The following is an 11,399-nucleotide window of genomic DNA, read 5'->3' as shown; positions in this document are numbered from 1 at the left end:
GCCGGCGCGCGCGATCGATGCGCCTGCCGACCATGAGGAACCACGCCCATGCGCCCTGACCCAGCCCCGCTGAGCCGCGCCCGGCAGGCGGCCTACCGCAAGCCGATCGACCAGGCCGTGGCCGAGACCGAGGCGGTGGGCCTGCGGCGGCGCCTGGGCGGCTGGAGCCTGCTGGTGCTGGGGGTGGCCAACATCCTGGGCGCCGGCATCTACGTGATGACCGGCACGGCGGCGGCCGAGTTCGCGGGCCCTGCGGTGATGCTGTCCTTCGTCATCGCCGCGCTGGCCTGCGGCTTCACCGGCCTGTGCTATGCCGAGCTGTCCTCGGCCATCCCGCTCCCGGGGGCGGCCTACAGCTATTGCTACGTCACCCTGGGCGAGGGCGCGGCCTGGGCGCTGGCCTGGCTGGTGATGCTGGAATACACGCTGGCCGCCGCGGCGGTGTCGGTGGGCTTTGCCGGGTACCTGGTCAGCTTCATCGGCGATCTGGGCATCGCTGTGCCGGCGCTGCTGTCCACGCCGCTGATCGCCGCCAGCCAGGAAGGCGGACACACCGCGCTGCGCTTCACCGGCAGCGTCAACGTGGTCGCGGCGCTGTCGGCTCTGGCCGCGGCGCTGACGATGATGTTCGGGGTCAGCCGTTCGGCCATGGCCAACACCGTGCTGGTGCTGATCAAGGTCGGGGTGCTGGTGGTGTTCATCGCGGTGGGCGCGCAGTTCGTGCAGGCCCAGCACTGGGTGCCGTTCCTGCCGCCCAACGAAGGCGGCTTCGCCTATGGCTGGCCGGGCGTGCTGCGTGCGGCGGCGATGCTGTTCTTCGCCTATCTGGGCTTTGAGACCGTGTCGACCGCCGCGGCCGAGGCGCGCAACCCGCGGCGCGACGTGCCCTTCGGCATTCTCGGCGCGCTGGTGGTGTGCACGGTGCTGTACATGGCCGCCGGCGCGGTGCTCACCGGGCTGGTGCCGTTCCGCGAGCTGGGCGTGCCCGACCCGATCGCGCTGGCGGTGGACCGCATCGGCTGGCCGGGCTTTGCCGGGGTGATCAAGCTGGGCGCGCTCACCGGGCTGGGCTCGGTGCTGCTGGCCAACGCCTATGGCCATTCGCGCATCGCCCTGGCGATCTCGCGCGATGGGCTGCTGCCCAGTCTGTTCCAGCGCCTGCATCCGCGCTTTGCCACGCCGTGGCGGGGCAACCTGGTGCTGGGCGGGATCGCGGCGACCTGCGCGGCGCTGCTGCCGATCAACATCCTCGGCGACCTGGCCTGCCTGGGCATCGCCTCGGCCTTCATCGTGGTGTGCATCGCGGTGATGTGGCTGCGCTCGTTCCGCCCGGACATGGCCGGCGCCTTCCGCGTGCCGCTGGGCGGGGTGTGGGTCGGGCGGGTGTGGATCGGCGTGGTGCCGGTGCTGGGCATCGTGATGTGTCTGGGGATGATGGCGCCGGTGCTGACCGACATGGCCTTGCAGGTCGTGCGCGGCGATGCGCTGCCGGCGCTGATCCTGGTGGTGTATTGCGTGGCCGGTGCCGCGCTGTATTTCGGATATGGCCTGCGGCGTTCGCGCCGGCAGGCATCAGCAGGTGATGGAACCGATCGATGAGTCTGTCTTCAACGCGCGCTGCAACGCCGGCCCCGCGCGTGGCCGATGCCCTGGCGCTGGGGCGCCTGGATGCCCACGACCAGGCCGCGCTGATCGCGCGCGGTGAACTCTCGGCGGCCGAGCTGACCGAGGCGGCCATCGTCCGTATCCAGGCGCTGGACCCGGCGCTGGGCGCACTGAGCCACCAGGCCTTCGACCTGGGGCGCGCACGTGCGGCGCAGGTCGATGCCATGGGCGCCGAGCGCCCGGCGATGGCCGGCGTGCCGCTGCTGCTGAAGGATTCGCTGGCCTGGCCAGGCATGCCCACGCGCGGTGGCTCGCGTAGCCGCAACAACGTGCTGGCCACCCATGCCCATGCCTTCGCGCAACGGCTGGAGGCGCAGGCGCTGGTGCCGCTGGGCAAGACGGCCATGCCCGAGTTCGGCCTGCTGCCGTCCACCGAGCCGCTGCTGGGACCGGTCACGCGTAACCCCTGGAACCTGGACCGCTCGCCGGGCGGCTCCAGCGGCGGTGCCGGCGCCGCGCTGGCCGCGGGGCTGGTGCCGCTGGCCCATGGCAGCGACGGGGCGGGCTCGATCCGCATTCCCGCTTCCTGCTGCGGCGTGGTCGGGCTCAAGCCCGGGCGTGGCGGCGTGGTGCGGGTGCGCGAGCGTCACCCCATCGAGGACCTGATCGTCAGCGACAGCCTGATGTCGCGCAGCGTGCGCGATAGCGCCTGGGCCTTTGCCGCGACCTCACCGCAGGGCCGGCCGATGGTGCGCCAGGCCCCGGACCGACGGCTGCGCATCGCGCTGGTGGAAGGCAACCTGCACGGCCAGGCCGCACCGGCCGCCTTGCAGGACGCCACCGCGCAGGCCGCGCGCCTGTGCGAGCAGCTGGGCCATCACGTGGAACTGGCGCCCTGGCCGGTCGACGGTGCGCAGGTGCTGCGCGCGATGACCACGCTGTGGTCGCATACCGCGGCCGATTGCGTGGATCTGACGGTCGCCGCGCTGGGCGTGGAGGCCACGCAGGGCGCGCTGGAACCGTGGACACGCGACCTGGCGCAGTGGAACCGCCAGCATTGCGGCATCGCGCAGCTGGAGCACGCCTATGCCCAGCTGGCCGCGCTGCCGCCGGCCTTCGATGCCTTCCACCAGCGCTACGACGTGCTGCTCACGCCCACCCTGCATCGCGCGCCGCCCGTGCTGGGCGAGCTTTCGCCGGAGCGCCCGGTGGAGGAGCTGCTGGCCGCCTTCTTCGAGTGGTGCTCCTACACGCCCTTGCAGAACCTGGCCGGCACCGCCGCGATCTCGCTGCCGCTGGCCCACGACGACGATGGCCTGCCGCTGGGCGTGCAGTTCGCCGCCAACCGCGGCGACGAAGACCTGCTGCTGGGCCTGGCCTACCAACTCGAGGCGGCCGCGCCCTGGCACGACCGCTGGCCGATGCATTCGGTCGCCACCCTGGAGACACGCTGATGGGACACGCCCGCGATGCGCTGTACGCCGCCCGTTCGCAGGACGACGTGCTGAAGCTGCTGGACGCCCAGCCCATGGCCTGGCTGGTGTCGGCCGGTGGCGAGGATGCCGCATTCACCCCGTTGCCGCTGCGCGCGGCGCTGGATGCCCAGGGCCGCCTGGTCGCCCTGCAGGGGCACCTGGCGCGGCGCAACCCGCACGTTGCGCGGCTGCGCCGCGATCCCATCGCGCAGGCGCTGGTGATGGGCCCGCACGCCTATGTCTCGCCGAGCTGGCTGGACGACCGCACCCAGGCGCCGTCGTGGAACTACGCCGCGGCGGTGTTCGAGCTGGAGGTCAGCCTGAGCGAGGAGCCCCAGGACATCGAGGATGAACTGCGCGCGCTGGTCACGCGTATGGAAGGCGCGCGGCCCAATGCGTGGACGCTGGAGGAGATGGGCGAGCGCTACGCGCGCCTGGCCCAGGGCGTGACCGCCCTGCGTGGGGCGATCACCAGGACCCGCTCCACCTTCAAGCTCGGCCAGGACGAGCGCGACCACGATTTCGCCCAGTTGCTGGCCGGCCTGAGCCGCAGTGGTGAGGCGCAGGTGGTGCAGTGGATGCAGGCGTTTTCCACCCGCGGCGATGGCCAGGATGGGCGCGCATGAGCGCGGCGATGGACGCGCTAGACCCGCAGATTCGCCACTTCATCGACGCTGTGGTCAGCGAGGGCCGCGCCCTGGCCGCCGGCCGTGCGCTGGACTGGCCGGCGCGCCGAGGGATCGCCGAGGCCACGCGCGCGCGCTGGCGCGAAGGCGGGCCGCAGATGGCTTCCACCCAGGATCTTCGGATTGATGAAAGCCTGCGCCTGCGCGTGTATCGCCCGCATGGCGCCGGGCCCGCCAGCCCGGCGCTGGTATACGTGCATGGAGGCGGCTGGTGCATGTTCAGCCTGGACACGCACGACCGGCTGATGCGCGAGTACGCGCAGGGCGCGGGCGTGGTGGTGGTGGGCGTGGACTACGCGCTTTCCCCGGAGCACCCGTACCCCACCGCGCTCAACCAATGCGTGTGCGCCGTGCAATGGCTGCGCGACCAGGCCGGCACGCTCGGGATCGACCCACAGCGCATGGCCCTGGCCGGCGATTCGGCAGGCGGCAATCTCTCGGTGGCCACCGCGCTTGCGCTGCGCGAGCGCGGGATGCTGCCAGGCCTGCGCGCGCTGGTGTTGAACTACGGCGCCTGGGACCCGGCGATCTCCGCGCAGGCCGCGGCCACCCTGGGCACCGACGAGGACATGCTGAGCGCTGCGGAGATGGACGCGTTCTGGCTGGCGTACCTGGGGCCGGACGCCTTGCGCTGTCGCGACCCGCTGGCCGTGCCGGTCCACGCCGACCTGACCGGCCTGCCCCCGAGCCTGCTGCTGTGGGGCGACCGCGACGTGCTGGCCGAACAGAACCGCGACATGGCCCAGCGCCTGCGCGCGGCGGGGGTGAGCGTGGAGACCTGCGAACATGCAGGCGCCCCACACAGCTTCATCGAGGCCATGGCCGTTTCCGATCAGGCACGTGCGGCGATCGCGCGCGGCTGTCGCTGGCTGCGCAGGCACCTGTTCGACCCCGCAACCCAGGACCCATCCGCATGATCCGTCTGCTTCGCCTGTCGCTGCTGCTGGCAGGCGGCCTGCTGGTGTCCAGCGCGGCCGCCGCGCAAACCCTGCCCACGCCCGCCGCGATCAGCCAGCTCAAGCACGTGGACGATCCGCAGATCAGCCGCGACGGCGCATGGATCGTCTACACGGTGGCCACGCCGCGGCCACAGGGCAAGCCGCCGCAGAGCCGCCTCTGGCGCGTGCCGGCCAGCGGCAAGGCGAGCGCGCAAGCACTGGCCGCGCCGGCCGACGCGAGCGAGTCCTCGCCAAAGTGGCTGGCCGATGGCGGCATCGCCTTCCTCTCCGACCGGCCCTTGCCGCAGGGGCTGGACACGGCCGCGCTCGGCACGACCCAGCTCTGGCGCGCCAGTGCCGATGGCAGCGCGCCGCAGCTGCTGACCCAGGCGGCCAGCGATGTGGCCAAGTACGCGTTCTCGCCCGATGGCCAGCAGCTGGCCTATCTGGCGGTCGATGCACCCGGCGCGCAGGACAAGGCCGCGGCCGAGGCGAAGGACGATGCGGTGGACGTCGGACACCCCACTCGGTTCCAGCGGCTGTGGCTGCGCGACCTGCGCAGTGGGCAGGCGCGGGCGCGGGCGCTCACCCCCGCCGGGCTGCAGGTGCAGGACGTGGCGTGGTCGCCGGCCGGCGGCCGCCTAGCCTTGCGCGTGTCCGAGGACACCACGCTCAACGGCTACTGGTACCGCTCGCGCATCGTGCTGCTGTCGCTGGCCGATGGCAGCTTGAGCGAACCCCTGGAGCCGTCGGCATCGGCCATCCCGCTGCAGTTCTCGCCCGATGGCCGCAAGCTGCTGTATGGCCGCATCGCCCCTTATGGCATGGTCGCCACCCATGTCGTGCACACCCTGGCCGACGGTGCGCGGGTGGAACTGGCGCGCGACTGGCCAGGCACGCTGTGGTCGGCGCACTGGCAGGACGAGAAGACCCTGATCGCCCAGGGCCTGCACGGCGTGCGCGGCGCGTTCCTGCGCGTGGACGCGGCCACCGGCGCCTGGCGCACCCTGGCCAAGGCGAAGACCGCCTATCCCAGCTTCAGCGTCGCCGACAGCGGCCGTGTCGCCTTCCTCGGCCTGCGAGACGACCAGCCGGGTGAGGTGTGGACGCTGGAGCGCGGCAGGCTCGCCGTGCGTACCGACAGCAACCCGCAGGTCGCCGGCTGGGCCCATGGCCAGGTGCGCGAGCTGGACTGGACCTCATCGCGCGATGGCCGCCGCATCACCGGCGTGCTGGTGACCCCGCCAGGCTGGAAGGGCGACGCGCCGCTGCCCACCCTGGTACAAGTGCACGGCGGGCCGGCCGAGGCCTGGTGGTCGGGCTGGCTGGGCTCCTGGCACGACTGGGCGCAGCTGCTGTCCACGCGCGGCTACGCGGTGTTCCTGCCCAACCCGCGTGGCTCGGAAGGCCAGGGCCATGCCTTCACCGAGCTGGCCCGGCACGACTGGGGCGGCGCGGATTTCCAGGACATCCTCGATGGCGTGGACCTGCTGCAGGCGCAGGGCGTGATCGACCCGCAGCGCCTGGGCATCGGCGGCTGGAGCTACGGCGGCTACATGTCGGCCTGGGCGGTGACGCAGTCCAAGCGCTTCAAGACCGCCATCGTCGGCGCGGGCGTGATCGACATCGGCGTGGCGGCCCTGACCACCGACGTGCCGGCCTACGCGCCGGGTTACTTTGGCGATCCGGTGACCAATCGCGCCGAATACGATGCGCATTCGCCGATCCGCTACGTGGACCGCGTCACCGCGCCGGTGCTGATCCTGCACGGCGAGGCCGACGCGCGCGTGCCGCTGAGCCAGGGGCAGATGCTGTATCGCGCGCTCAAGTTCCACGGCACGCCGGTGGAGATGGTGACCTATCCGCGCGGCCCGCACTGGTTCTTCGAACAGGAACATGGCCGCGACGTGCAGCAGCGTGTGGCTGACTGGCTGGATGGGCATCTGCGCTGAGCGGGCCTATTGATTTCTCGCGAGCGGATGCCGCAGTACCCGGGAAGGAGGATCGCATCTTTGAGAGCGGCTTTAGCCGCGAAGAGCTTGACCGGTTAAGCCTCTTAGCGGCTGATGGCCCGAGGCCACCTGGAGCCGCTTCCACACATGTCGCTCCCACAGAAAGATCGTACGCGGAGCTGTCGGTCGCCGCCTATTTCGCCGACGACCAGGTGAAGGTTGCCAGGCTCTTGGCCGGCAGCGTGGCCTGCACGCGTCGCTCGCCTTCGCCCAGGGTCAGCGCCTGCGGCGCGTCGCCGGAATTGCTGACCACCAGCACGCGGCTGCCGTCGGGATTGACGAAGGCCACGTTGTCGACCTGCCCCTGCGTGTCCGGCGATGCCACGCGCCGCGCACCAGGCAGCACGAAGCGGCTGACATGCGCCAGCGCGTAGTACTCGTCGGTCCGGTCCAGCACCTTCCCGCTCCTGGCGTCGATGGTCACCACACCGCGGCAGGTGTCGCAGCCGCCGGCATGCGGGCCGTTGCGCTCATCCAGCGCCAGGTTCCAGAAGATCACACCACGCGCGCCATGGCGCACCGACTGGATCACCGTGCGGCGCGCCTGCAGCACCAGCCCGCCGGTGTTCAGCGGCTCCCAGTTCCCACCCGAGCATTCGGTCAGGTACACATCCTTGTCGGGAAACGCCGCGCGCACCGGCCCCTGCGCATCGGGCGTGCCCATGTAGCAATGCCAGGCGATGGCGTCCACGTACTGGGCGGCATCGGCGTTGCCCAGCACGCCCATCGGTTCGTTCGGCTTGTCCCAGTTGTGGTCCCAATCCATCAGCAGCGGCGCGTCCTTGCCGCGCGCCTTCAGCAGCGGGCCCAGATGCTGGGCGATGAACTGGCCACGCGCCGGCGCGTTCAAGCGCATGCCCGGATAGTCCTTGGGCTCGAAGTCAGGCTCGTTCTGCACCGTCAGCGCCCAGATCGGGATGCCCTGCTGCGCATAGGCATCGACATAGCGCAGCAGGTAGCGGGCGAAGGCGTCCTGGTACTGCGGATCCAGCGTGCCCTGCACCAGCTTGCGGTTGGACTTCATCCACGCCGGTGCGCTCCAGGGCGAGGCCATGACCTTCAGCTGCGGATTGATCTTCAGCGCTGCCTGGGTCACCGGCACCACGTCTGCCAGATTGTGCTGGATCGAGAAGTGCTGCAGCTGCGGATCGGGCGCGTTGTCCGGCGTGTCGTCCAGCGAGTAGTGGAACCGCGAGAAATCCGAGGCACCGATGGTCAGGCGGGTGAAGCTCAGGCCCAGGCCATTGTCTTCGCGCCCGAACAGCTCGCGCAGCAGCGCATCGCGTTGCGCAGGCGATTGCTGCTGGATCAGCCAGGCCGAGGCATCGGTGATGGAGGCGCCGAAGCCGACCATGGCCTGGTCGGGCTTGCCGGCATCCAGGGCGATGTCGATGGCGGCGCGATCGCCACGCGTCGTGCGCCACGCCGTGGTCTGCAAAGGCGCCAATGCCAGGGTGTGGTCGTTGCTGGTGACCCAGGCGCGCATCGCCTCCGCTTGCGCTGCGACGGCGGGCGAACACCACAACACGCCGATCAATGCGAGTGCGTACGGAAAGCGGTTGTGCATGACATGTCCTTCAACGAGCGGACACCGATCTTGGCCGCAACGTTGCGCGCGATGCATGTTGCATCGCCACATGGGACCAAAGTCGATAGGGTGCAGTGGGCTGATTCGGCTATCGTTCGCGCCCGGTTCGAGATGGCCGGTCATGCGCCATTTGACGCGTGTGGACATCGTCGCTATGACAGCGCTGTCAGATTCGCCTGGAGGGGGCACATGACACAGATCACCGCAGGGCGCCGTCGCGCGTCGAACAACTCGCGCGCGCCGCGCTTCCATCTGCTCACTGCCGCCTGCTGCCTCGCACTCGCCGCTTCCACGTCTGCAATGGCGCAGACCGCCCCCGCGCAGGACGCCACCGAGCTGGATACGGTCAAGGTCACCGGCATCCGCGGCGCGATCGCCAGCGCGGTGGAGACCAAGAGCGAGGCCACCTCGATCGTGGAGGCCATCTCCGCCGAGGACATCGGCAAGCTGCCGGACGTGTCCATCGCCGACTCGATCTCGCGCCTGCCGGGCCTGACCACCCAGCGCGTGGACGGCCGCTCGCAGGTGATCAACATCCGCGGCATGTCCGAGCAGTTCGCTGGCACCTTGCTCAACGGCCGCGAGCAGGTCAGCACCGGCGACAGCCGGGGCGTGGAATTCGACCAGTACCCGTCCGAGCTGGTCAACGCCGTGGTCGTGTACAAGACCCCCGATGCCGCGCTGATCGGCCAGGGCCTGTCCGGCACCGTGGACCTGCAGACCATCCGCCCGCTGGACCTGGCCGAGCGCCGCATCGTGGTCAGCGGCCAGGGCGAATACAACTCGCTGGGCGAGCTCAGCGGCGATGGCCAGGACAAGGGCTATCGTGCCAGCGCCTCCTACGTGGACCAGTTCGCCGACGACACCTTCGGCGTGGCCCTGGGCGTGGCGCGGCTGAAGTCGCCCTTCCAGGAAGAGCACTACAAATCCTGGTGGTGGGCCGATCTGGACCGCGTGGACTGGGATGGCCCCTACCAGGCCGGCCGTCCGCTCAATGCGATCAACCTGCAGGGCTCGGAGGCCTGGGTGAAGTCGCGCGACCTGCAACGCGATGGCGTGATGGCGGTGTTCGAGTACAAGCCCAGCGAGCAGTGGCACAGCATCCTGGACCTGTACTACTCCAAGTTCGATCAGGACGAGACCATGCACGGGACCATGTGGTCCAACGCCTCGGATTTCGTCGGCGCCGACGGCACTGGCACCAGCTACAGCAATGCCCAGACCACGCTGGTCGACGGCTATCCGGTGCTCACCAGCGGCACCCTCAACGGCGTGCAGCCCATCATCCGCAACGACAGCAACCAGCGCCAGGACCGGCTGTTCTCGGCCGGGTGGAACAACAAGTTCGCCCTGGGCGAGACCTGGACGCTTACCGCCGATGCCAGCTACTCGCGGGCCAAGCGCGACCAGTCCGCGCTGGAGCTCTACGCCGGCCGCCTGGGCGGGCAGAGCATCGATTTCGACCTGCGCACCAGCCCGGGCTATTCGCAGTTCGCCACGCCCAACCTGGCCGATCCCAACGCGGTCTACCTGTGGGACCCGCAGAACTACAACCATGACGGCCGCCTGGAGAACTCCCAGCAGAAGGACACCATCAAGGCCGGACGCCTGGAGCTGAGCCATGCGATGGACAACGCCATCATGCGCAGCGTGGACTTCGGCGTGAACGTCAACAAACGCACCAAGGAGAAGGTGGCCGACGTGTACTTCGCCTTCCTGCCGCCGGCGGCAGGCGGTGAGGGCACCACCCCGACGCTGGTGGACCCGTCGCTGCTGTATGCGCCGACCTCGCTGGATTTCGTCGGCATCGGCGACATCCTCAGCTTCAACCCACGCGCGCTGCTGAACCGCTACTACGATGTGCGCCTGAGCGAGAGCAACGACGACCTGCGCAAGGACTTCATCGTCGAGGAGAAGGTCAACACCTTCTACATCCGCGGCAACATCGACATGGACCTGAGCGATAACATCCGTGTGCGCGGCAACGTCGGCGCGCAGTACATCCAGAGCGACCAGTCCTCCACCGGCTTCAACGCCGCCAACGACTCGGTGGTCGGCTCGCAGACCCTGGGCGCCGAGTACAGCGACTTCCTGCCCAGCCTGAACCTGATCTTCGACTTCGGCGACGGCTGGCTGATCCGCGCGGCGGCCAGCAAGACGCTGATGCGCCCGCCGATCAACTACCTCAGCGCCGATTCCAGCGCCGGGGTGATCCAGACCGGCGCCGAGGCCGGCCTGTGGAGCGGCAGCGGCGGCAACCCCACTCTGGAACCGTATCGCGCGCTGGCCTTCGACCTGTCCTTCGAGAAGTACTTCGGCGAGGGCAGTTACGTCGGCCTGGCCCTGTTCCGCAAGAACCTGGAAACCTACATCTATCGCCAGAACCTGGTGTGGGATTTCAGCGGCTACACCCCCGACCCCGATGGTCTGCAGCCGATCTCCAGCACCGGCAACTTCAGCACCTGGGCCAACGGCACCGGCGGCTACATGCGCGGCGCGGAACTGTCCACGGCCCTGGCCGGCGGCCTGATCAGCGACAAGCTCGATGGCTTCGGCGCGCTGTTCAACATCTCCTACACCGAGTCTTCCATCGACCCGGACCCGAACGACAACTCGCCGGGCACCGACACCATCCCGGGCCTGTCCAAGGTGGTGGCCAATGCCACGCTGTACTACGAGAAGCACGGCTTCTCCGCGCGCCTGAGCCAGCGCTATCGCGACGGCTACCGCGGCGAGTACAGCGCCCTGTTCGGCCAGCGCCAGTACCGCAACACGCTGAGCGAGCGCACCATGGACGCGCAGCTGAGCTACGACTTCGCCAAGGGCACCCGCATGGAAGGCCTGACCCTGCTGTTCCAGGTCAACAACCTCACCGACGAGCCCTTCCGCACCGAGGTCAGCGAGAGCACCGGCACCGGGCTGTTCTTCCCCGAGGAGTACACCAAGTACGGCCGCCAATACATGCTGGGCTTCCGCTACTCGCTGTAAGCCGACCGGCGGGGCGTGCGTCTGCGCGCCAGCAAGAGCGCCCTCATCCGGCGCGTTGCGCCACCATCTCCCGCGCGCGGGAGAAGGGAGCGGATCAGCACCTCAGC

General features: G+C 69.8%; 7 protein-coding genes. 6 read left to right on the top strand and 1 reads right to left on the bottom strand.

Going from position 1 to position 11,399, the window contains the following annotated elements; translation table 11 throughout:
* Positions 1–48: 48 nt before the first annotated feature.
* Genes EPA99_RS09130 through EPA99_RS09110 form a run of 5 tightly spaced genes read left to right on the top strand, consistent with a single transcriptional unit; the run spans position 49 to position 6,656 of the window.
* On the top strand, positions 49–1,599 hold the full coding sequence (locus tag EPA99_RS09130; protein ID WP_129470912.1) for an amino acid permease: 1,551 nt from the start codon (positions 49–51) through the stop codon (positions 1,597–1,599).
* Positions 1,596–3,059: an amidase family protein gene (locus EPA99_RS09125; RefSeq protein WP_129470911.1), complete on the top strand. Its 1,464-nt coding sequence runs from the start codon at positions 1,596–1,598 to the stop codon at positions 3,057–3,059. The genes EPA99_RS09130 and EPA99_RS09125 overlap by 4 nt, the downstream gene beginning before the upstream one ends.
* Positions 3,059–3,706 carry an FMN-binding negative transcriptional regulator gene (locus EPA99_RS09120; protein ID WP_129470910.1) on the top strand — a complete coding sequence of 216 codons (648 nt, stop codon included), beginning with the start codon at positions 3,059–3,061 and terminating at the stop codon, positions 3,704–3,706. The genes EPA99_RS09125 and EPA99_RS09120 overlap by 1 nt, the downstream gene beginning before the upstream one ends.
* Entirely contained in the window at positions 3,703–4,683 is a 981-nt protein-coding gene (locus tag EPA99_RS09115; RefSeq protein ID WP_129470909.1) for an alpha/beta hydrolase, read from the top strand. Before EPA99_RS09120 ends, EPA99_RS09115 begins: the two co-directional genes overlap by 4 nt.
* Positions 4,680–6,656 (top strand): S9 family peptidase, encoded by a 1,977-nt coding sequence (locus EPA99_RS09110; protein WP_129470908.1) that lies wholly within the window; start codon positions 4,680–4,682, stop codon positions 6,654–6,656. The genes EPA99_RS09115 and EPA99_RS09110 overlap by 4 nt, the downstream gene beginning before the upstream one ends.
* Before the next feature lie 193 nt (positions 6,657–6,849).
* Here EPA99_RS09110 and EPA99_RS09105 read toward each other — a convergent pair whose 3' ends face one another.
* The gene (locus tag EPA99_RS09105) at positions 6,850–8,283 is read right to left on the bottom strand and encodes a glycoside hydrolase family 30 protein (protein ID WP_129470907.1); all 1,434 of its coding nucleotides are present in this window, start codon (positions 8,281–8,283) and stop codon (positions 6,850–6,852) included.
* A 210-nt stretch (positions 8,284–8,493) separates the two neighbouring features.
* On the opposite strand from EPA99_RS09105, the gene EPA99_RS09100 reads away from it, so the two are divergent.
* Complete coding sequence (locus EPA99_RS09100; protein WP_206733733.1) at positions 8,494–11,292, top strand: TonB-dependent receptor; 2,799 nt, start codon at positions 8,494–8,496, stop codon at positions 11,290–11,292.
* The last annotated feature ends 107 nt before the right edge of the window (positions 11,293–11,399 follow it).

Source organism: Pseudoxanthomonas composti, assembly GCF_004122095.1.
Lineage (GTDB): Bacteria > Pseudomonadota > Gammaproteobacteria > Xanthomonadales > Xanthomonadaceae > Pseudoxanthomonas_A > Pseudoxanthomonas_A composti.
Note: the sequence above shows the minus strand (reverse complement) of the source record. Positions and strands in the feature narration are given on the sequence as shown.

Coding starts and splice junctions, on each gene's coding strand:
- EPA99_RS09130 (WP_129470912.1), top strand. CDS start 49: ATGCGCCCTGACCCAGCCCCGCTGAGCCGCGCCCGGCAGGCGGCCTAC.
- EPA99_RS09125 (WP_129470911.1), top strand. CDS start 1,596: ATGAGTCTGTCTTCAACGCGCGCTGCAACGCCGGCCCCGCGCGTGGCC.
- EPA99_RS09120 (WP_129470910.1), top strand. CDS start 3,059: ATGGGACACGCCCGCGATGCGCTGTACGCCGCCCGTTCGCAGGACGAC.
- EPA99_RS09115 (WP_129470909.1), top strand. CDS start 3,703: ATGAGCGCGGCGATGGACGCGCTAGACCCGCAGATTCGCCACTTCATC.
- EPA99_RS09110 (WP_129470908.1), top strand. CDS start 4,680: ATGATCCGTCTGCTTCGCCTGTCGCTGCTGCTGGCAGGCGGCCTGCTG.
- EPA99_RS09105 (WP_129470907.1), bottom strand. CDS start 8,283: ATGCACAACCGCTTTCCGTACGCACTCGCATTGATCGGCGTGTTGTGG.
- EPA99_RS09100 (WP_206733733.1), top strand. CDS start 8,494: ATGACACAGATCACCGCAGGGCGCCGTCGCGCGTCGAACAACTCGCGC.